The sequence below is a fragment of the Lactobacillus melliventris genome (assembly GCF_042679465.1).
GTDB classification, from domain to species: Bacteria; Bacillota; Bacilli; order Lactobacillales; family Lactobacillaceae; genus Lactobacillus; species Lactobacillus melliventris.
The window spans coordinates 128,753-153,954 of sequence record NZ_JBHTMT010000001.1 but is presented as its reverse complement, the minus strand read 5'-3'; the positions used below and the strand labels follow the sequence as shown (position 1 = coordinate 153,954).

Annotated in this window: 25 protein-coding genes; 2 read left to right on the top strand and 23 right to left on the bottom strand. The window is 36.7% G+C overall.

What is annotated here, in order from left to right; translation table 11 throughout:
- Positions 1–131: 131 nt before the first annotated feature.
- The 9 genes from ACFQ32_RS00770 to ACFQ32_RS00730 all read right to left on the bottom strand — a co-directional run bounded on the left by ACFQ32_RS00770 (position 132) and on the right by ACFQ32_RS00730 (position 9,499).
- The gene (locus ACFQ32_RS00770) at positions 132–1,052 is read right to left on the bottom strand and encodes an ABC transporter permease (RefSeq protein ID WP_046325045.1); all 921 of its coding nucleotides are present in this window, start codon (positions 1,050–1,052) and stop codon (positions 132–134) included.
- A gap of 14 nt (positions 1,053–1,066) precedes the next feature.
- Positions 1,067–2,026 carry an oligopeptide ABC transporter permease gene (gene opp4B / locus ACFQ32_RS00765; RefSeq protein WP_046325046.1) on the bottom strand — a complete coding sequence of 320 codons (960 nt, stop codon included), beginning with the start codon at positions 2,024–2,026 and terminating at the stop codon, positions 1,067–1,069.
- Positions 2,027–2,028: 2 nt separating this feature from the next.
- Positions 2,029–3,006, bottom strand: a complete 978-nt coding sequence (locus ACFQ32_RS00760; protein WP_046325047.1) for an ATP-binding cassette domain-containing protein — start codon at positions 3,004–3,006, stop codon at positions 2,029–2,031.
- 3 nt (positions 3,007–3,009) lie between these two features.
- Positions 3,010–4,020 carry an ABC transporter ATP-binding protein gene (locus ACFQ32_RS00755; protein ID WP_046325048.1) on the bottom strand — a complete coding sequence of 337 codons (1,011 nt, stop codon included), beginning with the start codon at positions 4,018–4,020 and terminating at the stop codon, positions 3,010–3,012.
- A gap of 118 nt (positions 4,021–4,138) precedes the next feature.
- Positions 4,139–4,381, bottom strand: coding sequence for an acyl carrier protein (acpP, locus tag ACFQ32_RS00750; RefSeq protein ID WP_046325049.1), 243 nt, complete (start codon positions 4,379–4,381; stop codon positions 4,139–4,141).
- A 17-nt stretch (positions 4,382–4,398) separates the two neighbouring features.
- The gene (plsX, locus tag ACFQ32_RS00745) at positions 4,399–5,400 is read right to left on the bottom strand and encodes a phosphate acyltransferase PlsX (protein WP_046325050.1); all 1,002 of its coding nucleotides are present in this window, start codon (positions 5,398–5,400) and stop codon (positions 4,399–4,401) included.
- A gap of 17 nt (positions 5,401–5,417) precedes the next feature.
- Positions 5,418–7,454, bottom strand: coding sequence for an ATP-dependent DNA helicase RecG (recG, locus tag ACFQ32_RS00740; RefSeq protein WP_046325051.1), 2,037 nt, complete (start codon positions 7,452–7,454; stop codon positions 5,418–5,420).
- Between the two features lie 2 nt (positions 7,455–7,456).
- Positions 7,457–9,115 (bottom strand): DAK2 domain-containing protein, encoded by a 1,659-nt coding sequence (locus tag ACFQ32_RS00735; RefSeq protein WP_046325052.1) that lies wholly within the window; start codon positions 9,113–9,115, stop codon positions 7,457–7,459.
- A 21-nt stretch (positions 9,116–9,136) separates the two neighbouring features.
- Complete coding sequence (locus tag ACFQ32_RS00730; protein ID WP_046325053.1) at positions 9,137–9,499, bottom strand: Asp23/Gls24 family envelope stress response protein; 363 nt, start codon at positions 9,497–9,499, stop codon at positions 9,137–9,139.
- Positions 9,500–9,663: 164 nt separating this feature from the next.
- On the opposite strand from ACFQ32_RS00730, the gene rpmB reads away from it, so the two are divergent.
- The gene (gene rpmB / locus ACFQ32_RS00725; protein ID WP_046325054.1) at positions 9,664–9,849 is read left to right on the top strand and encodes a 50S ribosomal protein L28; all 186 of its coding nucleotides are present in this window, start codon (positions 9,664–9,666) and stop codon (positions 9,847–9,849) included.
- A 47-nt stretch (positions 9,850–9,896) separates the two neighbouring features.
- Here rpmB and ACFQ32_RS00720 read toward each other — a convergent pair whose 3' ends face one another.
- The 10 genes from ACFQ32_RS00720 to gmk form a co-directional block, all read right to left on the bottom strand.
- Entirely contained in the window at positions 9,897–10,583 is a 687-nt protein-coding gene (locus ACFQ32_RS00720; RefSeq protein ID WP_046325055.1) for a thiamine diphosphokinase, read from the bottom strand.
- Positions 10,580–11,230, bottom strand: a complete 651-nt coding sequence (rpe, locus tag ACFQ32_RS00715; RefSeq protein ID WP_046325230.1) for a ribulose-phosphate 3-epimerase — start codon at positions 11,228–11,230, stop codon at positions 10,580–10,582. The genes ACFQ32_RS00720 and rpe overlap by 4 nt, the downstream gene beginning before the upstream one ends.
- Positions 11,231–11,238: 8 nt before the next feature.
- Positions 11,239–12,132 carry a ribosome small subunit-dependent GTPase A gene (gene rsgA / locus ACFQ32_RS00710; RefSeq protein WP_046325056.1) on the bottom strand — a complete coding sequence of 298 codons (894 nt, stop codon included), beginning with the start codon at positions 12,130–12,132 and terminating at the stop codon, positions 11,239–11,241.
- Positions 12,125–14,104 (bottom strand): Stk1 family PASTA domain-containing Ser/Thr kinase, encoded by a 1,980-nt coding sequence (gene pknB, locus ACFQ32_RS00705; RefSeq protein WP_046325057.1) that lies wholly within the window; start codon positions 14,102–14,104, stop codon positions 12,125–12,127. Before pknB ends, rsgA begins: the two co-directional genes overlap by 8 nt.
- On the bottom strand, positions 14,101–14,850 hold the full coding sequence (locus ACFQ32_RS00700; protein ID WP_046325231.1) for a Stp1/IreP family PP2C-type Ser/Thr phosphatase: 750 nt from the start codon (positions 14,848–14,850) through the stop codon (positions 14,101–14,103). The genes pknB and ACFQ32_RS00700 overlap by 4 nt, the downstream gene beginning before the upstream one ends.
- Before the next feature lie 4 nt (positions 14,851–14,854).
- Positions 14,855–16,180, bottom strand: coding sequence for a 16S rRNA (cytosine(967)-C(5))-methyltransferase RsmB (gene rsmB / locus ACFQ32_RS00695; RefSeq protein ID WP_046325058.1), 1,326 nt, complete (start codon positions 16,178–16,180; stop codon positions 14,855–14,857).
- Positions 16,167–17,111 (bottom strand): methionyl-tRNA formyltransferase, encoded by a 945-nt coding sequence (fmt, locus tag ACFQ32_RS00690; RefSeq protein WP_046325059.1) that lies wholly within the window; start codon positions 17,109–17,111, stop codon positions 16,167–16,169. Before fmt ends, rsmB begins: the two co-directional genes overlap by 14 nt.
- Before the next feature lie 13 nt (positions 17,112–17,124).
- Positions 17,125–19,524 carry a primosomal protein N' gene (priA, locus tag ACFQ32_RS00685; RefSeq protein WP_046325060.1) on the bottom strand — a complete coding sequence of 800 codons (2,400 nt, stop codon included), beginning with the start codon at positions 19,522–19,524 and terminating at the stop codon, positions 17,125–17,127.
- Between the two features lie 61 nt (positions 19,525–19,585).
- Complete coding sequence (gene rpoZ, locus ACFQ32_RS00680; RefSeq protein WP_046325061.1) at positions 19,586–19,804, bottom strand: DNA-directed RNA polymerase subunit omega; 219 nt, start codon at positions 19,802–19,804, stop codon at positions 19,586–19,588.
- Between the two features lies 1 nt (position 19,805).
- Positions 19,806–20,420: a guanylate kinase gene (gene gmk / locus ACFQ32_RS00675; RefSeq protein ID WP_046325062.1), complete on the bottom strand. Its 615-nt coding sequence runs from the start codon at positions 20,418–20,420 to the stop codon at positions 19,806–19,808.
- A gap of 177 nt (positions 20,421–20,597) precedes the next feature.
- Between gmk and ACFQ32_RS00670 the strand changes: the two genes are divergently transcribed.
- Positions 20,598–20,873 carry a hypothetical protein gene (locus ACFQ32_RS00670; protein ID WP_046325063.1) on the top strand — a complete coding sequence of 92 codons (276 nt, stop codon included), beginning with the start codon at positions 20,598–20,600 and terminating at the stop codon, positions 20,871–20,873.
- 32 nt (positions 20,874–20,905) lie between these two features.
- On the opposite strand, the gene ACFQ32_RS00665 is transcribed toward ACFQ32_RS00670, so the two are convergent.
- The 4 genes from ACFQ32_RS00665 to ACFQ32_RS00650 are packed head-to-tail and all read right to left on the bottom strand — an operon-like array spanning position 20,906 to position 25,190.
- Positions 20,906–21,793: a GNAT family N-acetyltransferase gene (locus tag ACFQ32_RS00665; protein ID WP_046325064.1), complete on the bottom strand. Its 888-nt coding sequence runs from the start codon at positions 21,791–21,793 to the stop codon at positions 20,906–20,908.
- A 20-nt stretch (positions 21,794–21,813) separates the two neighbouring features.
- Positions 21,814–23,502, bottom strand: a complete 1,689-nt coding sequence (recN, locus tag ACFQ32_RS00660) for a DNA repair protein RecN (protein ID WP_046325065.1) — start codon at positions 23,500–23,502, stop codon at positions 21,814–21,816.
- Positions 23,503–23,511: 9 nt separating this feature from the next.
- A complete protein-coding gene (locus ACFQ32_RS00655; protein ID WP_046325066.1) occupies positions 23,512–24,324 on the bottom strand; it encodes a TlyA family RNA methyltransferase in 813 nt (270 codons plus the stop codon).
- Positions 24,324–25,190, bottom strand: coding sequence for a polyprenyl synthetase family protein (locus tag ACFQ32_RS00650; RefSeq protein ID WP_046325067.1), 867 nt, complete (start codon positions 25,188–25,190; stop codon positions 24,324–24,326). Before ACFQ32_RS00650 ends, ACFQ32_RS00655 begins: the two co-directional genes overlap by 1 nt.
- Between the last annotated feature and the right edge of the window lie 12 nt (positions 25,191–25,202).

Sequence of the window (25,202 nt, the reverse complement as noted above, 5' to 3'; positions counted from 1 at the left end):
AATTTTTGAATTTCTTGTCATAAAAGTTAGTGATAGAGAAATTAAAGAAAAAACTGCTAATGAATAATTTAGTAATTTTTCAAAATTATCCATTAGCAGAGATTTTAAAATATTAATGATAAAACTAAGTTTTAATTTTCTCTTTGCCGCGCATCTCCAGCCCTTTGTAAAGCACGACCAACATAATTGATACTTAAAGAAATAGCTAGTAGCAGTATTGTAGCCGGCAGCCATAACCAAGGCCTGTTGACAACGTTAACCGGATCATTGGCAAATCCAATTAAAGTACCTAAGGAAGGAACTGTAGGCGGTAACCCGTAGCCAATAAAGGATAAAGTTGCTTCAATACCGATGTTTCCGGCAACTGTCAGTACCACATCAATAATTAGCATAGAGCCAATGTTTGGTAGGACTTCTCTAAACATTATTTTCAAGTCTGATGAACCAGAAGTTTTTGATGCCAGCACATAGTCTCTTCCTCTTTGAGAAAGAACAAATGCCCTAAAGTATCTTGCCGTACCTGTCCAGCCAAACATCGAGATTATCCAAACTAAAGTAATAGGGCTGTAATGTGGTATAACAGTTACCAAGACAATTTCTATAGGCATTGTTGGCAAAACCTGCACAAAGTCCACTATTCTCATAATGACAGCGTCAACATAGCCACCATAATATCCTGAAACAAGGCCAACAACTAAACCAACGGTCTCACAAACAGCAGTAACCCCAAGTCCGATAAGGATAGAATTACGACCACCCATAATTAATAAGTTAAGAATATCTCGTCCACCATCATCAGTTCCCAGAATATGACCATCAGTGAACCAGCCTGTATAAGCATCGATTATATTTGCTTCAGTAACTTTATCAGAGTTTAAGAATAGTGATCCGCCAAAAGTTAATAGTAAAACTAAGACTACCACTATGAATGCAGTTAAAGCTTTCCTGTCCTTAACAACTTCTCGTACAACTACTCTAAAACTTGAAGCAGGAGAAGAAACTCGCACTTTCTTGGCTTTATCAGTTGAAGTGGTTTTATTTTTTTTCAACATTTGTCTCCCCTTCTTTACTTTATCCTAATTCTTGGATCTACAATGCTCATTATAATATCTGATAATAAATTACCGAGTAAAGTAAGAAAACCAAAGATTAAAATTAATGCAGTTAGCGTAGTATAGTCACGCTGTTGTATTGAGTCTAAGAACAATTTTCCCATACCAGGATAGCTAAAAACAGTTTCAATAATCATTGAACCACTTAACAGACCAGTTATAACTGTACCAAATGAAGAAGCTATAGGTAACAAGGAATTACGTAAAATATGTTTATTAAACACAACTTTTTCAGGAACTCCTTTACTGTGGGCTGTTCTAACATAATCTTCAACTTTATTATCGACAATTCCTGTTCTTAAATATTGCACGATTCCAGTAGTCGTTATCAACGCACTCAGGATAGCTGGGAAAATGATATGGTAAAGCTGACTGCCTAATGTACCCCAGAAACCAGAAGCATTAGGAGAAACCGAACCTGAAATAGGGAACCAGCCTAAGAGAAAGCCAAACAGCCAGATACCTAAAATGTAAAATACAAAAGGAGGAATAGCAAAAGTAACATAATTAAAAATTTGTACAGCTTGATCTTGCCATTCATCTTGATGTTTACCAGCAATCACACCAAGAGGGATTGAAATACTGTAACTGATTATTGTTGTTAACAGCGAAAGCCAAAAAGTGTTTACAGCTCTATCAGCAATTAAAGATGTCACCGGAACGTGCTGAATGTAACTGGTACCCAAATCACCTTTAAAAATATTACCTACCCAACGAGCATATTGTACTGGGACTGGATCATATAGTCCCGCAGCTCTTTTAAGAGCCTCTAGTTGCTTAGGGTCAGTATTAGGATTAATTTGTCCCGTAAATGGGTCTCCCGGCATCATTTTTGCCAAGAAAAAGACTAAAATGCTTAAAATGATCAATTGTGGGATCATAATTAAAACACGTCTTAAAACAGTTTTCCACATGATTATGCTCCCTCCTTATCATTTGTTTCTTCTTCAACTATTTCTTTTTCAGGTAAAGCGACTAAATGTTTATCTGATACGTGTTTAAGTGGAAAAACTCGTCCATCTTTGTCGTACCACTTACTTTGATCATTCTGAAATTCTTGTTCAACTTCTTGACGGTGTTTCTTATGTTCATCTCGATGTTCAACATCTACTTGCGGAATAGCGGAAAGCAGCCTTTTCGTATAGATGTGCATTGGATGCTGATAAATATCTTCTCTTGAACCAATTTCAACCAAACGACCACGATGCATAATAGCCAAATTCTCAGACATATGCTTAACGACACCTAAGTCATGAGAAATAAAGAGGTAAGCAATATTGTACTGCTGCTGAATATGCTTCATAAAGTTCAGCACCTGTGCTTGAACTGATAAATCTAAGGCACTGGTTGGCTCATCAGCGACAACCAGACGTGGATTAGTAGCAACCGCTCTGGCTACGCCAATTCTTTGTCTTTGACCGCCTGAAAATTCGTGCGGATATTTATATATTGAGTCACTAGGCATTCCAACGATATTAAGTAATTCTTGCACACGATCACGCTCTTGATCAGTTGTTAAATTTTCAAAATTGCGTATTGGCTCTGCAATAATATCCTCAATTCGTTTTCTCGGATTTAAACTTGACAGAGAGTCCTGAAAAATCATTTGGACATCTTTATTGTAATTGAGTCTGCGGCGATTTTTGGATTTGGTAATATCGACACCCTTATACATAATACTGCCGCTGGTAACAGGTTCAACCCCAACAATAGCCTTGCCTGTAGTCGACTTGCCTGAACCTGATTCACCTATAAGTCCGTATGTTTCTCCTTCATTGATAGTAATACTAATATCATCAACGGCACGAACATAATCGGTAATACGATTCCAAAAACCAGATCTGATAGGATAATGAACTTTTAAGTTTTTTACTTCAATAATTTCTTTAGCCATAAACTACTCCCCACTCACTTCATCTTGAAAGTGGAACGTCTTCCAGCAAGTACATCTAACCCAATGCCCTGGTTCAACTTCATGCATTACTGGATTTTCCTCATGGGCACTTGCAGGTATCCACGGTATTCTAGCAGCAAACCTGTCACCTTTTCTAGGCATATTTTGCAATGATGGAACTGTTCCTTGAATAACATGTAAATCTTCTTCTTCATCTTCAGATTGAGGCATTGAATTTAACAAAGATCGGGTATAAGGGTGAAGTGGATGTTCAAAAATTGTTTTGACATCAGCTTTTTCTACTATTTGACCACCATACATAACAGCAACCTCATCAGCTGTTTCAGCAACTACTCCCAAGTCATGAGTTATTAAAATAATACCAGATTGAGACTGCTTTTGGATATCTTCAAGCAAGTCCAAAATTTGTGCTTGAATAGTTACATCAAGGGCAGTTGTCGGCTCATCAGCAATGATAATTTCAGGTTTACATGCAACAGCCATGGCAATAACCACACGTTGCCTTAATCCACCAGATAATTCAAATGGATACATGGCGTATGTTTCTTCAGGTTTCGGCATACCCACCTGATTAAAAAGCTCAATTACACGTGCATGACGTTGTTTCTCATCCATATCTGTATGGTAATACAAAGTTTCTGCTACTTGATCACCAACTCTCATTAGTGGATTTAAACTGGCCAAAGGATCCTGAAAAATCATTCCGATTTTATTCCCACGAATTTTATCGAACAGTGATTCATTCAGGCCTACCAAGTTCAATTCATTATAAAGAATATCACCTGTTACTTTTGTATTTTTATGGTCGTACAAACCGATAATACTAGATGCGATTGTACTCTTACCACAACCAGATTCACCTACAATTGATAAAATTTCATTCCTTTTCAAAGTTAAATTAATATCATCTGCAGCATCATAAAATTTCCCATTTAAACGATATGCTGTATGTAAATGCTGGATATCTAGCAAGAGATCACTTTGTTTTTCCAAAGGTCATTTCCCCTCTCAAATCTTCAATGAATTTATTAAAGATATTTAATAAATTTATTTAATTTCTAATTATAACCGTGAAACAAATTGTATGCAAACTAATAATTAATTTTTTTAATTAGTTTTGATGATTTGCAACGTAATTAACAGCATCACCAACAGTTTTAATTTTTTCTGCATCTTCATCAGAAATCTCGGCGCCGAATTCATCTTCTAATTGTAAAATGAATTCCACTAAGTCAATGGAATCAGCGTCCAAATCACTAGTGAAATTAGTTTCATCAGTTATTTTGTCTTTATCAACTTCAAAATTATCTGCTAAAATATCCCTGATTTTATTAAAAATTTCTTCTTTACTCATGTTGCTACTCCTTGTTGTTACTTGCTTTCGTTAGCAAATTCTGCTTTAAAATTATCAATTATTTTTTCCTGTAAAATTTTATCAATTTGCTTAATTGTAAAATATACAGCACGCTGATCTGAACGACCGTGTGTTTTAACTACAGGAGCATTAACTCCGAGTAAAACAGCACCACCATATTTAGCTACATCAAATTTTGAAATTAAACTTTTTAGTGCCTTTTTAATCATCAATGCACCTAATTTAACAAAAGGTCCATTATTGAGCAAACTATCTTTTAACAGATGGATTAAAACACCAGAAGTGCCTTCAATATTTTTTAAAACTGCATTGCCTGTAAAACCGTCTGTCGCAATTACATCAGCTTTACCGTCCAATAATTCGTTGCCCTCAATGTTACCTATAAAATTAAGCTTGCTATTCAGCAATAATTGAAAGGCTTGCTGATGAACATCATCACCTTTATCATTTTCAGCCCCGTTATTAAGCAGACCAACCCGGGGGTTTTTTATTCCTCTGACTTTTTCAGCATAATATGAGGCCATTTTAGCCCAAGCCAGCAAATATTCCGGTCTGCTTTTGGCATTTGCACCAACATCGATCATATTGAAACCATCATCAGAATTCTTTACTGGCAGGGTCGGCATAAAACCCGGACGAGTTACTCCTTTAATTCGTCCTATTATAAATATACCACAAGCTAAAATGGCACCCGTATTTCCTAGTGAAAAAAGTGCATCTGCCTTGCCCTGCTTCACAAATTGCGCCGCCACGACAAGTGATGAATCCTTTTTAGACCTAATTGCCTTAACTGGTTCATCTTCATCATTAATTATCTGAGTGGTATTAACAACTTCTGTTTGACTTTTATCCTCGCCTAATAGTTGCGTTATTTTCGCTTGATCGCCAAAAAGTATAAATTTCGTTTGCGGCAGTTCTTTTTTTGCCTGCAATACTGCTTGAATAATCTCTTCAGGAGCATTTTCTCCGCCCATTGCATCAATAGCAATAGTTCTCATCTTATCCTCAACCTTTACTAAGTTCTTTTTTGTTGTAATTGCTTATATTCTAACACTTGTTTTAAAGTTTTATTTTCTGATTTTTGCAAGAGAGGATCATTTTTAATCAATTTTTTGGCCTCTTTTTGTGCCACTACCATGGTATTGTAATTGTTAACAACGTCTCCTACCTGAAATTCAGGTAAACCAGATTGTGCCTTACCAAACAGATCACCTTCACCGCGCATCTTTAAATCTTCTTCTGCTAACTTAAATCCGTCTGTTGTTGATGCCACTATTTTCATACGAGACTTACCGGCCTGGGTGTTGGGATCAGCTAAAAAAATACAGTAACTCTGAGTTTTTCCCCGACCAATTCGTCCACGCAACTGGTGCAGTTGACTAATACCAAAGCGATCAGCATTATAAATGACCATCATATTAGCATTAGCAACGTCTACTCCTACTTCAATTACGCTAGTAGTAACCAAGATATTAATATCACCTGCGGCAAAAGCAGCCATAATGTCGTCTTTTTTATTTCCTGGCATTTGCCCATGAAGTAAAGCAACCTTTTCATTAGGAAAGTCACGACTTAGCTTGTCGTAAAGCTGTTCAGCATTTTTTAAATCTAAGGCTTCCGATTCTGAAATTAAAGGTGTGACAGCATATATTTGGAATCCCTGCTCTAATTGCTCATGCATTAGTTGATATACTTGATCCATTTGCGTGCTCGTTTTCCACCAGGAAACTATCTTTTTTCGTCCTGCCGGCAGGTTGTGTATTTCGGAAATAGTCATGTTGCCATACACTGTTAAAGCTAAAGTTCGCGGAATTGGTGTGGCTGTCATTGCTAAAACGTCAGGCAAATTTCCCTTATTGACTAAGGCTTGTCTTTGATTAACACCAAAGCGATGTTGTTCATCAATAATAACTAATCCCAATTTTTTAAAAATCACACTAGATTGAATTAAAGCGTGAGTACCTATCACAACATTAATAGTACCATCAGTTAGTTCATTATAAATTTCTCTACGCTCCAAAGTTTTGGTAGAACCCGTCAAAAGAGCACAGCGAACTCCCATAGGTTTCAGCAACTCATCAATCTTTTTAAAATGTTGGGTTGCTAATATTTCTGTTGGAACCATAAGGGCAGCTTGAAAGCCGGCTGTCACTGCCGCAAAAAGTGCATAAACAGCGACTATTGTCTTTCCAGAACCCACATCCCCTTGCAACAGTCGCTGCATTTGAACTGAAGAAAATAAATCAGTAAAAATTTCGTTAATTACATGCTTTTGATCTGCAGATAGTTCAAATGGTAGTGACTTAGTAAGCTTGGCAATTTCATCTAAGTTATACTTTTTAGCAATCCCCTTATTACGCGGATTGTATTCAGTCAACTGGGCTAGTTCAGTTTGAAATATAAAAAACTCTCTAAAAATGGCACTTCTTTTAGCAACCTGAGATTCTGTAGCATTTTGTGGATGATGCATTTCTTGTACAATACTACTTTCAGGTAGCAAACGATATTTTTGCCTTATCTTAGTAGGGACAACATCGTCAACTTCAGCTAAATAATCATCTAAGGCAAGATTGATTAAGTCTATTAGTTTTTTTTGCTTAATTTGCCGGTTTACTGAATAAATGGGTGCCATACCACTGTCATTTTCTTTTGCTGCAACGAACTTAAAGGCAGCCAGGCTTTGTCTAGCAGCATTATACTTACCGTAAATTGCTACTTCTTTACCAACCGCAATTTTTTCTTTTAACCAGGGTTGATTAAAAAAATTGACCATGATGACATCATGGTCAATTCTTAACTTAAAACTAAGGCGGCTTTTTTTATATCCAAACCTGGTTACAAAAGCATCTGTTGCAACAATTCCCTTTAGCATTACCTTTTGACCATCCATGATCTGATCAAGAGGAATCGTTTGAAGTTCATCATAACGAAATGGAAAATAATACAACAAATCATAAACGCTATAAATTCCCAAACTTCCAAGAGCAGCAGCAGTCTTTGTTCCCACACCTTTCAAATCGGTTACTGGAGCAAAAAGTTCTTTTGCTATCATAATTACTCAACGGAAATCAGGAAATTATATACTGGCTGACCACCATCATGAAGCTCAAATTCAAGGTCATCATGCTTTTTCTTTAATTCATCAACGAGCCTTTGCGCTTCGTTTTTATTAGAATCACGCCCATACATTACTGTGATAATTTCTGAATCTTCATCCAGCATTTTTTCTATCATAGAGGAGGCAGCAACAATTAGATCAGAAGCCGCTACTTTAATATCTCCATCAACTATTCCTAAAAAGTCACCTTGATGAATTGCTATATCATTAATCGTTGTATCACGGTTAGCTTTAGTAACTTCTCCCGAAACAACAGTATCAAGTGCATCAGTCATGTTAGCAACATTGTCATCAAGAGAATCATCCGGATCAAACGAAAGCATCGCCGTCAAACCCTGTGAAATAGTTTTAGTAGGAACTATACCAACAGGAATATCACTAACTTCTGCAGCTTGTTTAGCCGCCATAATAATATTACCGTTATTTGGCATTACAATTGCTTTTTTGGCACCCGATTTTTTGATTGAATCGATAATATCTTGAGTTGAAGGGTTCATAGTTTGTCCACCAGAAATTATCCGGTTAACTCCTTCACTTTCAAACAGCTTACGAATACCGTTACCTGAAGCCACGGCAATAACAGCAAAATCAACGCTTTCTTGATTCTCTTCATTGTTATTGACAATAGTTTCATGTTGAATTCGCATATTATCAATCTTTATTTTTCCTAACTGACCAAACTGACTGCCATATGCAAAAACAGCTCCAGGTTGCTCTGTATGAATATGAACCTTTGCTACTTCTTCATCTGAAACAGCTAAAAGAGAATCACCAAGTTTAGACAAGTGCTCTCTAAATTCATCTAAATTAAAGGTTTTCTTTGCCGGAACGTCAGCAGTTAAATCAACCATAATTTCAGTACAGTAACCATTAGCAATATCTTTAGTGGAAAGCTGAGATTGGACGGATTGATGATGCATTGCATTAATCATTTCATCCATTTCCCCTTCGTCAGGCTGGTAACGATCAGCAAATTCTTCGCCTAGAAGTCCTTCAAGAAATCCTTCATAAATAAATAAAAGTCCTTGTCCTCCTGAATCGACTACTCCAACTTGCTTCAAAACCGGCAATAGGTCAGGAGTTGATTTTAACGCTCTTTTGGCGCCTTCAACAATCGCTTTCATGACTTCTGCAACATCATCGGTTTCATTGGCTTTATTAGCACCTTCCTGTGCACCAATTCGGGCAACAGTCAAAATTGTTCCTTCAACGGGTTTCATGACACCTTTATATGCAGTGGCAACTCCATTAGAAAAAGCATTGGCTAATTCCTGTGCATTAAGTGTTTTCATGCCCTGAGTGGCTTTATAGACTCCTCTAAATAGCTGAGAAGAAATAACTCCACTGTTGCCCCGAGCTCCCATTAACATTCCTTTTGCGAGGCTTTCTGTCAAGTCCCCTACGCTATCACTATTATTTTGGGCAACAGCCTTTGCACCACTTTCAATAGTTAAATTCATATTTGTTCCAGTGTCTCCATCAGGAACCGGGAAAACGTTCAAAGAGTTGATAAACTCTGCATTGCGTCCAAGTCTGTGTGTGGCAACGCGAACCATATCTCTAAATTTTTTACTGTCTATTTCCTTTAAAACCAATATTTTTAACCTCCGCTTGAGTTATTCGTCAAGCACTTTAACACTTTGAACGATGACATTGACAGCTTTAGTTTCAATTCCAAGTTGATTTTTCAAATTGAATTTAACACTATCCTGGACATTGCGGCTTACTTCAGATATTTTTAGACCATAGCCGACAATTATATAGACATCAACTGTAATCCGATTATCTTCAGACCTGACAACGACACCACGTTTATAATTTGCTCGATTTAAAATTCCGTCGAAACCGTCACGGATAGCATTTTTTGAAGCCATGCCAACAACGCCGTAATTGGATGTAGCCGCACTTCCGACAACAGTTGCAATCACTCCGTTTGATATATCAATCAAACCGTTCTTTGTTTTGATTTTTACAGCCATGTTTACCTCCGTATCATTGTTCTCAATATTATGAATCTATTTTATCATAGTAATCAAGTTTAAATACAAAATTCCCTTCATAAAAAATACTTTTGGAGTTGCAATGATCTTAAACTTATGCTATCTTAACTTAGTATGAAAACACAATAAAGGGGGTTTAGCAAATGGCAAAAGACTATATCACTGGCAAAAAGACCACTTTTGGTAACACACGTTCACACGCGTTGAATTCAAACCGTCGTGCGTGGAAGCCAAACCTTCAAAAAGTTCGTATTCTTGTTGATGGCAAACCAAAGCGTGTATGGGTTTCAACTAAGACTTTAAAATCTGGTAAAGTTACCCGTGCCTAAATAAAAAGTTTAAAAAAGCAGAAGAAATCTTCTGCTTTTTTTGTTGCTTAAATATTTTGAAAACGATTAATATCTTTAGACTGGATGACCGCTACTACTCCTCTTGAAAATGAAAGTTCAAATGTATCTTTTTCTGGTAAAAATTCATTCGAGCTAAATGAGACAGGATTTGCACTCCTAAAATTGGACAAATTATATTTAGCTCCATTTATATTTAAATTCAGTACCTTATTTAAGGTTGCTACTCCAAAATATTGATAACCTAGCTGCCTTTTAACTAAATGTTTTCCAGCATTATAAAATTTAATTGAATTTTGCTGGTCAATAAGTGTTATTTTTTCTGCAAACTGGTTAAATTCGGGCTTAAGAACCATAAATAAATTAGACAAAAAGTGATCCAAGCGTCCACCCGTGGCACCAAAAATAGTCAAATGAGAAACACGGTAATCTAAAAAGGCGCAGCGAATAGCCAGCTCAGCATCAGTCCAATCTTTTTCTGGATTCGAATATCTAATATCAGCAACATTTTTTTCGATTTCTGCTAATTCATTTCTTTTTAGTGAATCAAAATCTCCTTCGGCCACATCTACCTTAATGCCCATTTTTTGTAAAAGAAGCGACCCGCGATCGACACCTATTACTAAATCACCAGTTCTATTAGCTTTTAGAAATTGCTCTTTGAGATCGTCAGGCCATAACTGTTTAGGCGCTCCTAACAGTGCAAAGGATTTCATTGCAGTATGCCTTCTAACTCTGTAATTTGCTGCTTAATACCATTCTGACAAAATAAATAAGAGCCAGCAACGAAGATTTTTGCTCCTGCATCCTTAGCAATTTTAGCAGTTTGTTTGTTAATTCCCCCATCAACTTCAATTGGTACTGTTCCAGCGCTTAAACTTACGGCCTGCTTAATCCTTGAAGAAGATTCCGGAATGAATTCTTGACCGCCAAAACCGGGATAGACAGTCATTAGTAAAATTTGATCAACTTTACCAAGAAATTTCTGTAAAACAGAAATTGCAGTATCTGGATTAAGAACTAGACCCGCTTTAACATTGTTTTCTTTTAAATAATCCAGCCAATAATTGAGTTTATTCTCATTCATTGCCTCATAGTGAAGTAACACTATCTGTGCACCGGCTTTGACAAAAGCAGGTACCAATACATCAGGGTTATTACTCATTAGGTGAACTTCAACTTCAGTTGTCGGAAAAGTCTTTTTAAAATCAGATACGAGCTGCGGACCAAATGATAAATTTGGCACAAAATGTCCATCCATAATATCGATATGAAAGCGGCTGATGCCGCAATCAATCGCCATTTGAATATCTTTTTCCAAATTTAGATTATTGATATTTAAAATTGACGGTGCAATCACTATTTTTCTCCTCACTTTAAATACTCGGGCAGCCTGCCGTTTTCTATTTCTTTGCGTATTAACAAATAATCATCATAGCGGCTTTTTTTAATTTTTCCCGCTTCAACTAATCTTTTTACTTCACAACTGGGTTCGTTTAAATGCTGACAACCACGAAACTTACAATTGCTACTGGCTTTTCTAAATTCAATAAAATAATCACATAACTCTTTTACTTTAATTGGCGTAAGGTCAATTGCTGAAAAGCCTGGAGTATCTGCAAGAAAGCCTTTTCCTAAAGGAAAAAGGTTAACTGTTCTGGTGGTATGCTTACCCCGATTCAAGGAATTAGAAATGGCGCCTGTTTCCTGCTTGACGTCACTTTGAAGTGAATTAATTAGAGTGGATTTACCTGCTCCTGATTGTCCTGCAAGAGTCCAGATGTTTTCAGCAGCAATCTCATGAATCAGGTTATTGGCGACCTCTTCTTGGCTATAATAAATTCGATATCCTATAGCGTTATAGTAAAGCAAGTCTTCGTGAATCTTGTTTAGCTTTGAACTACTTAGTAAATCGCTCTTTGACAGGTAAATACTTACAGCAACGCCTTGCCATGAAAAGAAAGTTAAAAAGCGATCCAATAACTGCAAAGAAAAATCGGGTTGAACTGCTGACATTACTAGTAAAACATGATTCACGTTTGCTAAAGCAGGTCGACCAATCAGGTTTTTACGAGGTAAAACTTCCACCAGGTAATTTGTGCCTTGGTCATCAATTTGGATTTTAACGTGATCACCAACAGTTGGTTTTAATTTATTCTTGCGAAAAACTCCCCTGGCACGAGTTCTTACAATATCATTAGCAGTTTGAACGTCATAAAAGCCTGCAATCAGACCAATAACAATTCCCTGATCCTTTCTAATCATTTTTGACCTTCTCATTTAAAATTACCTGGCCATCGCGTACTACTTTCAGTTGGCCAGGGCCGTCCCTAAGTTCGAATGGGATTGAGAAATTCATATCTTTTTTGATATATAAATCCCGGTAAATATTATCAATTGAGTGATTATCATCCGCAATATATATTTGAACATGATTACCGCGCTTATTATCAGAATCATCTTCATCATTATCTTCGTAGCTAACCGTAAAGTTTTTAATTGCCGTTAAATCGCGTTTCTTTTTTGCTCCTTCTGAAACATTAACAGAAATTGTACTTCCACGAGGAACCTGTGTACCTGCAGCCGGACTCATGGAAATAATCATTCCCTTCTTTACTTTGCTGGAATATGCAGAGCTAACTTGCAGTGTTAAGCCGTGTTTATGTGCAAATTCTTGTGCCTGCTTTAAAGAATAATCTTTTAAATCAGGTAATTTAATCATATGATGCTTCGAACGCGGATTTTTCCCTTTAGATATTACTAACGTAATTGTTGTTTGTTCCGGCTTTACTTCAACGTCGGCAGCAACACTCTGAGAAATGACGTGATCAGGTGGAACACTTGATGAAAATTGATTCTCACGAATCACTTCAAAACCTAATTTTTCAAGTTTTTGGACAGCAATACCATATTCATCACCAGTGACATCAGGTACTTGAACCATACCTGCTCCATCAGAAATATACAGGTCTATATAGCGACCTCGTTTTATTTCCGAGCCAGCAACAGGTGCAGTTTCAATTACTTTGCCACGATCAATACTATCAGAATTTCTATGCTTTATTTTGCCAACCTTTAAGCCAACACTTTCAAGTTTATTTCTAGCTTTCTTCTCACTCAGATTTGTCACATCGGGAATGCGGATATCACTATTTTTGTTATTATTGAGCACAAAAAACATCAAGCCAATTATTAAGATGGCTGCAAAGCCTACAAAAAGCCACCACCATTTATATTTACGTAAAGCTTGCGTAAAGCTGGAACGATTCTTGTGATAGTCAGCAGTCTTGTCTTGAGTTCTGTTTTCCGCATCAGTCTTTTCGACTACTCGATTGGGTTTGAAATTCGGCAAAATAATGGTTTCATCATCATTATTGCCATGAGTGGGTTTAAAAACTGGCTCATTAGCCCGGCCAGGTTCCAAACTGGTATCAAGGTCATCTTTCATTTCCTTAGCAGAATTATACCGGTCGCGCGGATCTTTGGCTGTTGCTTTTAAAACTACATTCTCTAATGGTTGCGGAATATTAGGATCTTGTTTTCTGATTGAAGGAATTGGCTCTTGAGCATGTTTTAAAGCAATTGAAACGGCGGAATCGCCATTAAAAGGCACATTTCCTGTAATCAATTCATATAAAATAATCCCCAAAGAATAAATATCAGATTGTTTGGTTACCAGTCCACCTCTAGTTTGCTCGGGGGACATATAATGAACAGATCCGATTGCGGAATTGGTTTGGGTGACAGAATTTTGATTTAAGGCCACAGCAATACCAAAATCGGCAATTTTGATATTGCCATGCTTGTCCATTAAAATATTTTGCGGTTTTAGATCCCGGTGAATAACATTATGCTTATGAGCCAATGACATTGCACTCAGTATTTGGTCCATGATTTTAATGATATTACCTAAATTCAAGGGTGAATTTGCTCTAATATATTCTTTTAAATCAGGACCATCTACATATTCCATAACCATGTACGGCAGACCATGGTCAGTGCCAACATCCAGAACCATCACTATGTTTGGATGACTTAATTCACTGGTAGCAAGTGCTTCTCTTTGAAAACGGGCCAAGGTCTGAGGTTCTTTTTGTAAATCAAGCCGCAAAATTTTAACGGCGACTTTTCGCTGCAGAATAATATCTTCAGCTAGATAAACATTTGCCATGCCGCCTTCACCTAAAGTATCAATTATACGATAGCGGTCGCCTAACAAATAGCCCTTATTGATCATTGCTTGTCACCACTCTCATTTAGAATTAAACAAGCAGTGATATTGTCCTCACCACCCAAACGATTAGCTTCGTCAATCAGCTTTTGGCAACGACTTTTTAAAGACAAATCTTTTGTCGCAAGTATCTGTTGAATCTGGGGATCACTTAATGAATTAGTTAAGCCATCAGTGCAAAGCAAAATAATATCATTATCATTTAAAGCAATCTGCTTATATTCCGGATCAATTGTGCTGGAAACTCCAAGTGACTGAGTAATGATATTTTTTTGAGGATGATTTCTAGCTTGCTGCTTAGTAATTTGACCTAGTTTAACCAATTCATTGACTAGAGAATGATCTTCTACAAGTTGGACGAATTGGCCATCTGAATAACCATAGGCCCTTGAATCTCCTAAATGAGCGATTAAAGCTTCATTGTTGAAAACCACAGCCAATACTATTGTTGTCCCCATGCCATTTAAATCTGGAAAACGGTCAGCCGTTCTCAAAATTGTTTCATTCTCATTACTTAGTTGAACATTCAGCCATTTACGTGCACTGTTTGAATCGTAAAAGTCGGTGACACCGAAATTGTGACCCAAATGACTTACAGCCATAGTCGAAGCCACATCTCCACCTTGATGTCCGCCCATGCCGTCACAAACAATAGCCAATAAAGCATTTTTTTTATTTTTAAAAACCTGTACAGAATCCTGGTTGCTCTTGCGTATTCGTCCAATACTAGAAGCAAATGCTGTTTTTATCAAAATCCTAACCTCGCAATTTAAACTTAGCAATAAAGAAGCCATCGCTACCATAACTATCCGGTAAGATTTTAAGCATCCCCTTTGGGGCTTTTAGCTTACCCGCTGTAAAAGGCTGTAATTCATACTCATCATGCCTTTTTAAAAAAGCTTTAACTACGTCTTCATCCTCTTCTTGGGAAATAGTGCATGTCGCATACACTAATTCTCCATCTTGACTTAATAAGGAACTTACATGATCTAAAATATTTAATTGAATTTGTTGCAATTTAGTTAAGTCATTTAATGTTTTAGTATAACGGATTTCCGGCTTCCGCCTAATAAGACCTAATCCAGAACAAGGAGCGTCCACTAAAATTTTATTAAATTGCTCTTTTTTAAATTCTTGATCTGCTTTTCTAGCATCAAGTGGCTTGACAATTACTTTTGATGCCACATGCATTCTGCTGGCATTCTCTTTAACTAAACGCAGCTTATTTTCATGTATATCAAGGGCGGTAACATGACCCTGCTTCAAATTTTCAGCGATCTGAACAGTTTTACCTCCTGGTGCACTACAGGCATCAAGAACTTCTTCATTACCCTTAAAAGAAAAAGCACTTACCGCCAAACTAGCAGCTTCATCTTGAATTGTCAATCTGCCTTGTTTAAATAAAGCAGTTTTAAAGATTCCTCCATGTTCTAAAATCAGTTCATCTGAAGCAATTTGAGAATCAGCAGGAAGAAATCCTAAATTTGATAACTCTTTTTTGACCGAATTATAATCAGCCAATTTTGAAACTCTCACTGTATTTTTAGACGGTTTATTAATACTAGCTAATATGGCAGCGGTTCTATCTTCACCCCAATGACTAATCAAGTACTGAACTAACCATTTAGGTGTGCTTTCTTTGACACTAAGATAAAGCGTTTTGTCTTTTTTATCTGGCAAAATTGAGCCTCTCCTTAACAAAGCACGTAAGATACCGTTGACAATTTTAAATCCAGCAGAATGCCTCTTACCGTATTCTTTTGCCAATTTATTAGCCTCATTTAGGACCGCTCTAGCGGGAATGCTGTCCATAAACAAGATTTGGTAAGCAGACAGCAATAATAATGGCCAGAGGTAATCTTCCTTGAGTTCTGTCTTCAATAAATCATGAAGTTGATACTCCAAATAAATTTTTTCTTGTATAGTGCCGTAAACAATTCTGGTTGCTAAATTCTGATCAGCTTGAGTAAGCTTAGCCTCACGCAAACTATTATTAAAACTAATATTTGAATAGGAACCTGAACACAATACACGAATTAAAGTAGACAGAGCCACTGACCGGGCGCTTTTAAGAGCCGACAATTTTATCACCTATAGCAAAGCTTTTTCCTTGTCCGTTTAAAAAGCTTTTTACAGTCATTTTTTTCTTTCCTGCTGGCTGAACCTCAAGTAAATTTAAAACTGTATGATTGGCAAAACTGATAGCAAAACGTTTTTTATTAGCAACTACTGTTCCAGCTGGTAGAGTGGTAGTTTCTGGAGCCACTTCGGCTCGCCATACTTTAAACCTTTTATTATCAACCAGCAAATAAGCTCCAGGATCAGGATTAAGACCGCGAATTAGGTTGTTGGCCTCCGTTGCAGTCATACTTATTTTTATTTGTTCCTGCTCTTTGCTAATATTTGGAGAAAATACTACTTTAGTTTCATCTTGAGCCGTTTTTTTCTGAGGATCTGCAATAATTTGAGGCAAAGTCTGAAGCAACAAGTCACGTCCCAAAAAAGACAATTTTTCAAACACGGTTCCTGCTGTATCATCTTTTTGAATGGCGATTGCTTTTTGAGCATATATGGCACCAGCATCCATTTGCTTAACCATTTCCATAATTGTCACTCCAGTTTGCTTATCTCCGTTGATCAGAGCGTATTGGATGGGCGCCCCACCACGATACTTCGGCAATAATGAACCATGAACATTAACTGCAGCTATTTTAGCTGATTGCAAAAATTTACTAGGTAAAAATTGACCATAAGCAGCAGTGATAATCAAGTCTGCCTGCATCGCTGTTAGTGCAGCTACTTCTTCTGATTTTGCCAAATGAGCAGGTTGAAAAACTGGTAAATTTAATTTTTGAGCTAAAACCTTAACTGGAGACTCAGTAACTTCCTGCTTGCGACCAACTTTTTTGTCAGGTTGAGTAACCACTGCCTTGATTTCATATTTTTCATCTGCAAGCGCCTTTAAAATAGGCACGGCAAATTTAGGTGTTCCTAAAAAAATTATTGATGTCATTAAACATTCCCCTTTACATTATGCGTTCAGGCTCATTATCAATATAGACAGATAAGCCATACTTTTTCATTTTTTGTGCCGAATCTTGGATTTGATGTAATAACTGGTTAAGATTATCTTCTTTTTTATATTTTACCAGTATTTGATAATAATATTTGTTTTTTAGACGAGAAATTGCACTAGGTGTTGGACCTAAAACTATTGTTGCTTGGTGTAATTTTGGCTGTAACCATTTTTTTATCTTAAAAGCCTCTCTAGCAGCATTTTGTTCTTTTTTCGCAGCTACTGAAACCAAAACAGTATAAAAATATGGCGGATAATTACCAGCATGTCTAACACGCATTTCGTATTGATAAAAACGTTCATAATCCTGTGTCTTAGCTAGTTTAACCGCATAATGACCTGGATTAAATGTTTGGATGATTACCTCTCCCTTTTTTTGAGCTCGACCGGCTCTGCCTGCCACTTGAGTGAGTAATTCAAAAGTACGTTCAGAAGCATTATAATCTGGCAGCCAAAGACCTGTGTCAGCATTAACAACCCCTACCAGTGTTACATTAGGAAAATCCAGTCCCTTAGCAATCATTTGCGTGCCCAGCAATATATCAGCTTCATGGTTGCCAAATGCATCTAAAATCTTTTTAAATGCACCCTTTCTTCTTGTAGTATCTACATCCATCCGTAAGACGCGAGTACCTGGTAATAATTGATTTAGCTCTGTCATTACTTTTTGGGTACCAGTTCCCAAAAACCGTATTTTTTTACTTTGACAATTTGGACATTTTTCAGGAATTGCCGTCGCATAACCACAATAATGGCACTGCATTTTATTTGTATCTTTATGCATAGTCAATGAAAGATCGCAATTAGGACACTTCATGACATAGCCACATTCACGACAAAGCATGAAGTTAGCAAAGCCCCGCCGATTTAACATTAAAATTACCTGCTCATTCTTAGCTATTCTTTGCTTTATTGCGTTAACCAACTCGGTAGAAAGGTCGAACTGCCCACCAGTATATTTTGCCTTTTTTAAATCCACAATGTTAACTTGGGGTAAACTTTGTTTATTAGCACGATGTGGTAACCTCAACAATTGATAAACGCCCTTTTGCGCGCGTGCTCTGCTTCCAAGAGACGGGGTTGCGCTGCCTAATATTAGGGGACAAGAGTGATACTTACTGCGCCAAATTGCAACCTCCCGCGCGTGATAGCGCGGATTGTCCTCTTGCTTGTAGGATGATTCATGCTCTTCATCGATCACGATCAAGCCAATATTTTCTAAGGGCGCAAAAACTGCACTTCTGGCTCCCACCACAACACGCACTTCATTACGTCGTATGCGACGCCATTCATCATACATTTCGCCTTCAGACAAGCCGCTATGCAAAACAGCAACTTGTTGACCAAATCGGCTCTTAACTTGCTCAACCATTTGTGGAGTTAAAGATATTTCCGGAACCATCATTAAAGCATTTCTGCCCTCTTTTAGCGTAGCGCTGATAGCATTTAAATAGACTTCAGTTTTACCGCTGCCAGTCACACCTTCCAATAAGAAGATACGCGGCTTTTTTACTTTAATTGCTGGTACTATATGGTTAAGTGCCTCTTTTTGATCCTTGTTTAGCTTAATTTTTTTAGACTCATCTTTGGAGCGATTATAGTCTGTCAATGGATCACGATATTTTTCAATCTGCTTTTTATTAAGCCAGCCCTTTTTGACAGCATTAGTTAGTGAAACAGTATTGATGTGTGTATTATTTTCAATTTGACTTTGCATTAAAGGAAAATTATTAAAATTTTCGATTAAATACATAATGAGCTGCTTTTGTTTGACAGCATTTTTCCTTAATGACTCGTAGATACGGACATATTCTTTCTTAGTTTTGCATAAAGAATATTCGTTTTCAGTTTTAACCCGGGCTTTATTTTCAACAAGGTATTCAACTTTGGCATCATTTGAATGCAATAATTGACGTATGGCGGCAATTTGCTTATTGTCGGTTATTTTAGTTAAATCCAATGGGTCTCCCTGGAAAAGACCCATTTTTTGCGCCTTTGCTGAATTAGGTACCAGAATTTTACGGTAGTTGGCCCGCATAATTCTTGGAAGCATCGTTTTTAAAATTGATATGCGATAAGAATAAATATTATCAGCTAAATCCTTTGACAGCTTTACTAATTCCGAAGTTAGCGGCGGCATTTCATCAACCACTAAAAGTAAATCTTTTAATTTACCTTGATATTGACTTGTCGTATTTAGTCCTACCACGAAGCCTTGTAATTTGCGTGGACCGAATGGGACAAAGACCCTTGAGCCTATTTCAACTTTACCAAGTTCCTTTGGCACATGATATTCAAAGACTCGATCCGTTTGCTTAGCCGCAACATCAACGATTACTTGTGCAATCATTTAATCACCTTCAAAAAATGACCTCCATCTCTTTTAGGATGGAGGTCATAAATTTTATTAATTACTGATTAACCTCGCGATGATTGGGATCAACGGTAACTTTACCAGCTTCTATTTCTTCTAAAGCCTTACCAACTGGTTTTTGTGATTTGTAGCTTTTTAAAGCTTCAGGATCACCATCTTCCAATTCATGTGCTCTTTTGGCCGCAAGAACTGATAAAGAATATCTTGAATCAACCTGTGCCAACAATTTATCAATAGATGGATATGTAACTCTCATTTTAGTCCTCCTTAACCATTTTGCGATAAGTATCAATGACACGTTTTACACTAACATGTTCTGCTTCGACAATCGCCTTGATATGATCAACTGCATTGGCAACTGTATCATTAACAACAGCATAATCATAATCCTGCATCACCAGAATTTCTTGACGAGCCTGCTTTATCCGGCCCATAATCACATCTTCTGATTCAGTACCACGATTTTCCAACCTGGTATGTAATGTATGCAAATCAGGTGGCGTGAGAAAAATAAACACTCCATCAGGCATTTCTTGTCTAACTTTTTGGGCACCATTAACGTCAATTTCCAGCAGAACATCTTTACCTTCATCAAGCATTTTTTCAACTGGTGCCTTAGGAGTGCCATAATAATGGTTCACATATTGATTATACTCCAAAAGTTCATTTTGACTGATTGCCTGCTTAAATCGTTCTTCAGTAACAAAAAAATAATCTTTACCATTGATCTCTCCAGGCCGTGGCTGTCTGGTTGTCATGGACACGGAATATTCAAATGGAAAAACTTTATTCTTCACAATTGCACTTTTAACGGTACCCTTACCTACTCCCGAGGGACCCGAAAGGACAAGTAACAAACCTTTTTCTGTCATACCAAACTCCCTTATGAAAAGCTATTGTATCTAGTTTGCACTAAAATGATAATATTTTCAAGTCATGGTATTTTTAACCAACAAAAAAATTTAAATTTAATACTTGTTTTTTAGAACAGATGTTCTTATAATATAAGTTGTCAAACAAATGTTCGGTTAAATATAAGGGATGGTTTGATGAAAAACTCACTAAAAAAACTTTGTCACTATTTTTTCGATTATGATGATGAAAAATTAAGTATTTACAGCCAATATAATTATGAAATTTTAGCTGAACTCAATAGAGCTCTACTTGGCCGCTCATATGTGCTAATCAGTTATCAGGACGGAACAAGTGAAATCGGCCAAATTATCAACCGTATTTCTGCAGGGCGCTTTATTTTGCGTTCAGTAAATAAAAAGATTATAAAGATTATTGATATTGATAATATTTTCAGAATTGATCTTGAATAGTCAATTTTACTAAAATAATTTATTGCCAGGAATCAATGTGATTCTTGGCTTTTTAAATAAAGTGTTTCACTTAGTATTTTAAAACCAGCTTTTTCATAAATGTGAATAGCCGCTTTATTTTCAACATCAGCATTTAAAGCAAAAACTCTGCTGCCTTCCTTTTGCAAAATTGCAATCATCTTTTTGATAAAAAATGTCCCAAAGCCTTGTCCCCGAAATGGCTTATCAATAAACAAGCCAAAAAAGTAATCTTCGTTATCGCCATGATCAACAGCACAATAGCCAGCAACTTCATTACCTGTTAACAACAAAAAGCTTATAGTATCTTTATCTGCCAATGCATTTTTAACATATTTTGTAGATGTCGCAATCTCATCTCCAAAGGCATGACTGTGAGCCTTAGCAACTTGATCAACATATTTCTCGGTTAAAAGTTTAACTGCTAAAATTTGATTTAATCTATCTGCTTTATCAAGTGGCAAAGGTTTTTCAGTCCGCATGTAGTAATCAGAATCTTCTTTGACCACAGTTAAGTTGCAATTCGCTAAAAAGTCTGGATTTTTTGCTAAAAAAACTTTTTCTGTTGGAAATTCCCACTTATGATAACCATATTGCAACAAAATATGTTTGGCACGTTTCCACATTTTGCTAGCAACGTGGTGTCTGCGAAATTCAGTATCAACTACTATGTTGACTTCGACTTCTTCAGCAGGACCGTCATCAGCATAAAGCATTGTTAAACCGATTAACTTTTGCCCTTCATAAGCCAAGACAAATGTTGGCATATCACTGAAATAGTTGTACTTGTTGCTTAAATAAATATTTGAATAGGTGTTATCAGCTTTATTTATTCTTTTATTTAAGCCAGCAGCCTGTTTAGTCTCCTCGTTATTTAAAGTAATTCTTTCAATAACTTTCATTCTTTTCCCTTTCACTATTATTATTTCTTTTTTCTTTTAAAGCTCCTCATCAAATCCTTAGCATTTTGTTTAGCCGCTTGCGTCACGTCACTACCAGCCATCATTTCTGCAATTGCAGTAATTGTTTCTTCTTGAGTTAGAGGCCCAATCTGAGTATAAGTAGCACCATCTTTGACTTTCTTGGCTACCAAATATTTCTGATCTCCCGCAGCTGCTACTTGCGGTGAATGTGTAATTGCAATAACTTGTTTATTTTCACCAATTGAATGTAATTTTTGACCAATTGCCGCGGAAACGCGACCGGAGACGCCAGTATCAATTTCATCAAAAATCATTGTTCCTACTGGTTCAACTTTACTGAAAATTGCCTTCAAAGCCAAAATCAAACGGGATTGTTCTCCTCCTGATACAATCTTGACCAAAGGCATTAATTCTTCACCCGGGTTTGGTGCTATTAAGAAGACAATATTATCTGTACCATTCTTAGTAAAAGTTTTGGTCGTAGCAAAATCTATACTAAAGCGGGCCTTAGCCATATATAAATCTGCTAATTCCTGCTTGATTTTGCTTTCCAAACTCGCAGCTACTTTTTTTCTCATGTCATGCAGACTTTTTGCTTCAGCCTGAAGCTCTTGTTCAAGATTTTTGAGCTGCTTTTGCAGTTTTTCCTCATCAAGTCCGCCAGATTCATATTGACCCAATTCAGTCTGGATTTTGTCATAAAAAGCAAAAACATCTTCTAACGAAGGACCATATTTTTTCTTGAGTGAATTAAGTAAATCTAACCTGCTGGAAACGTATTGAAATCTTTCCTCATCAAAGTCCATTTCGTCAAGAACATTTGATAATTCACTGCGCGCATCACTTAAAGCAAAAACCCCATCATCAATTGTCTTGGCAATATCTTTAAATTTTGCACCATACTCTGTGAGGTCATTTGCGGCGCTTTGAGCATTACCTATTAAAGTTTCAATACCGTGATCCTCGTCATCATATAATTGCATTAAATAATTTGCAGTATCAACGATTTTTTGATAATTATTTAATTCATTATATTCTTCTTCAAGTTGATCATCTTCATGAGGATCTTTCAAGTCAGCCTTAGACAGTTCGTCATTTTGAAAGGACAGAATATCTTGTTTTTGTGCCATTTCCTGTGCATTTTTATGCAAATGACTAATTTGCGCTGTTAATTTTTGCCACTTTTTAAAATTTGATTGGTAAAGTGAGAGTTCTTGTTTAAAATCATTTGACGCGTAATTATCCACTAAATCGATTTGTCTATCCTGATCCATTAAAATCTGCTGGTCATTTTGGCCATGAATATCAACCAGATAATTACCCAGCTCTCGTAAAACATTAATTGTGGTTAATTGACCGTTTATTCGAACAATATTGCGTCCTTTAACAGCTAATTCCCTGCTGATAATCAATTGGTTGTCTGTATTGGGAATACCATATTTTTCACAAATTTCAGTAATTTTTTTAGTCACATGGTCAACTTCAAATAAGCCTGTAACAACAGCCTTTTTCTCACCACTGCGAATCATTTCTTTTTGACCACGGCTGCCCATTAATAAAGAAACTGCATCGATAATAATAGATTTCCCAGCACCAGTTTCACCAATTAAGACAGTCATATTTTCTTGAAAGCGAACCTTCAATGCTTTTATAATGGCAAAATTTTTAATATCCAGTTCAACTAACATTTCTTTCTCCTAAAGATCGGCAACAGCCCGAGCAACCACTTCTTCCGGGGTCCCAGACCATAATAATTTTCCGCCATCTTTTTCTTCTTTTTGTAAATGTATTAAAAATTCAATATTACCTTTGCCACCTTTTATCGGTGAATAGTCAATATTAAGAACATTAAATCCAATTGCTCTGGCTCTTTCAATTGTATGCTTAATGACAGCGCAATGAACAGCGTGGTCGTGGACTATTCCATGTTTGCCGACATGCTGTGGACCTGCTTCAAACTGCGGTTTTATTAAACAAACTGCATCACAGCCATCTTTTAAGATCTGAAACATCGGCGGCATAATTAAATCAAGCGAAATAAAAGAAACATCTGTCATCGCAAATTCGGGCTGTCCGTGAGTGAAATCACTTAGCTGACTATAACGAAAATTTTGTTTTTCCATCACAATTACACGAGGATCATCTCGCAGCTGCCATGCAAGTTGATTATAGCCAACATCCAGTGCGTAAACGAGTTTAGCCTTATTTTGTAAAGCCACATCTGTAAAACCGCCAGTAGAAGCACCGATATCAAGGCAGATTTTATCTGATAAATCAATCTGAAAAGATTTTAAGGCTTTGGCAAGCTTAAAACCTCCACGAGAGACATACTTCTTATCATTTTTTTTGATATAAAAAATTTCATCAACGGGAAAACTGGTACCGCTCTTATCTATTCTCTGGTGATTATGATCAGAAACTAATCCGGCCATAATAGCCCGTTGAGCCTGAGTCCGCGAATGAAATAATCCTTGCTGAACTAATAAAATATCCGCTCTCTTTTTTACCATTACAATACCTTTTTATATAAATCCAGAAATCCTGCTAAAACATGTGAGTCAATATTTTTTAAAGATTGCTGAGCTTCATTAATTAGAGCAGATAACTCTTCACGGCTTTGGGCAACTCCAAGTAAAGTTAGGGTATTATTCTTACCATTTTCGGAATCTTTATGCGTTTTCTTACCTGCTTCTTCACTAGTTTCGACCACATCAACTAAATCATCATAAATTTGATACGAACGACCAAAAGCATAAGCAAATTGGAGAAGTTGCTTTCTTTGGGACATATTTGCATGACCATAATCTGCTGCCATTTCAACACACGCTCTGAGCAAACAGCCCGTTTTTAACCATTCCATCTTATTTATAAATTCAGAATTATGAGCGACACTTTCATTATTAGTAGAGTCGATATCTAAATACTGACCGCCAACCATACCATTGGGACCCACTGCTTTAGTAATAATATTCACTAAATTTGCTGAGTTGCTTCCTTGAGCGATCCACTGAATTCCCATTGGTAATAGTGCATCCCCAGCAAGAATTGCTTCAGCTTCACCCCATTTTTTATGACTTGTTAATTTTCCTCTACGAAAATCATCATTATCCATCGCGGGTAAGTCATCATGAATTAATGAATATGTGTGAATTAATTCAATTCCACACGCGATTCTTATTTCGTTATCACTAATTTTGGCTTTCAGTGCAGCTAAAGTTGCTAAAAATAGTAAGGGACGCAGCCTTTTACCACCAGCCATAACTGAATATGACATGATTTGACTTATCTTTTTATCTGTAACTTCACTTTCAAGATGTTCTCTTAAAAAGTTATCTATTACTGGAGTCCATGTTGCTTTGAATTCATTAAATGTCATTTTTACTCTTCT

Coding starts and splice junctions, on each gene's coding strand:
- ACFQ32_RS00770 (WP_046325045.1), bottom strand. CDS start 1,052: ATGTTGAAAAAAAATAAAACCACTTCAACTGATAAAGCCAAGAAAGTG.
- opp4B (WP_046325046.1), bottom strand. CDS start 2,026: ATGTGGAAAACTGTTTTAAGACGTGTTTTAATTATGATCCCACAATTG.
- ACFQ32_RS00760 (WP_046325047.1), bottom strand. CDS start 3,006: ATGGCTAAAGAAATTATTGAAGTAAAAAACTTAAAAGTTCATTATCCT.
- acpP (WP_046325049.1), bottom strand. CDS start 4,381: ATGAGTAAAGAAGAAATTTTTAATAAAATCAGGGATATTTTAGCAGAT.
- plsX (WP_046325050.1), bottom strand. CDS start 5,400: ATGAGAACTATTGCTATTGATGCAATGGGCGGAGAAAATGCTCCTGAA.
- recG (WP_046325051.1), bottom strand. CDS start 7,454: ATGATAGCAAAAGAACTTTTTGCTCCAGTAACCGATTTGAAAGGTGTG.
- ACFQ32_RS00730 (WP_046325053.1), bottom strand. CDS start 9,499: ATGGCTGTAAAAATCAAAACAAAGAACGGTTTGATTGATATATCAAAC.
- rpmB (WP_046325054.1), top strand. CDS start 9,664: ATGGCAAAAGACTATATCACTGGCAAAAAGACCACTTTTGGTAACACA.
- ACFQ32_RS00720 (WP_046325055.1), bottom strand. CDS start 10,583: ATGAAATCCTTTGCACTGTTAGGAGCGCCTAAACAGTTATGGCCTGAC.
- rsgA (WP_046325056.1), bottom strand. CDS start 12,132: ATGATTAGAAAGGATCAGGGAATTGTTATTGGTCTGATTGCAGGCTTT.
- pknB (WP_046325057.1), bottom strand. CDS start 14,104: ATGATCAATAAGGGCTATTTGTTAGGCGACCGCTATCGTATAATTGAT.
- fmt (WP_046325059.1), bottom strand. CDS start 17,111: ATGACATCAATAATTTTTTTAGGAACACCTAAATTTGCCGTGCCTATT.
- priA (WP_046325060.1), bottom strand. CDS start 19,524: ATGATTGCACAAGTAATCGTTGATGTTGCGGCTAAGCAAACGGATCGA.
- rpoZ (WP_046325061.1), bottom strand. CDS start 19,804: ATGAGAGTTACATATCCATCTATTGATAAATTGTTGGCACAGGTTGAT.
- gmk (WP_046325062.1), bottom strand. CDS start 20,420: ATGACAGAAAAAGGTTTGTTACTTGTCCTTTCGGGTCCCTCGGGAGTA.
- ACFQ32_RS00670 (WP_046325063.1), top strand. CDS start 20,598: ATGAAAAACTCACTAAAAAAACTTTGTCACTATTTTTTCGATTATGAT.
- ACFQ32_RS00665 (WP_046325064.1), bottom strand. CDS start 21,793: ATGAAAGTTATTGAAAGAATTACTTTAAATAACGAGGAGACTAAACAG.
- recN (WP_046325065.1), bottom strand. CDS start 23,502: ATGTTAGTTGAACTGGATATTAAAAATTTTGCCATTATAAAAGCATTG.
- ACFQ32_RS00655 (WP_046325066.1), bottom strand. CDS start 24,324: ATGGTAAAAAAGAGAGCGGATATTTTATTAGTTCAGCAAGGATTATTT.
- ACFQ32_RS00650 (WP_046325067.1), bottom strand. CDS start 25,190: ATGACATTTAATGAATTCAAAGCAACATGGACTCCAGTAATAGATAAC.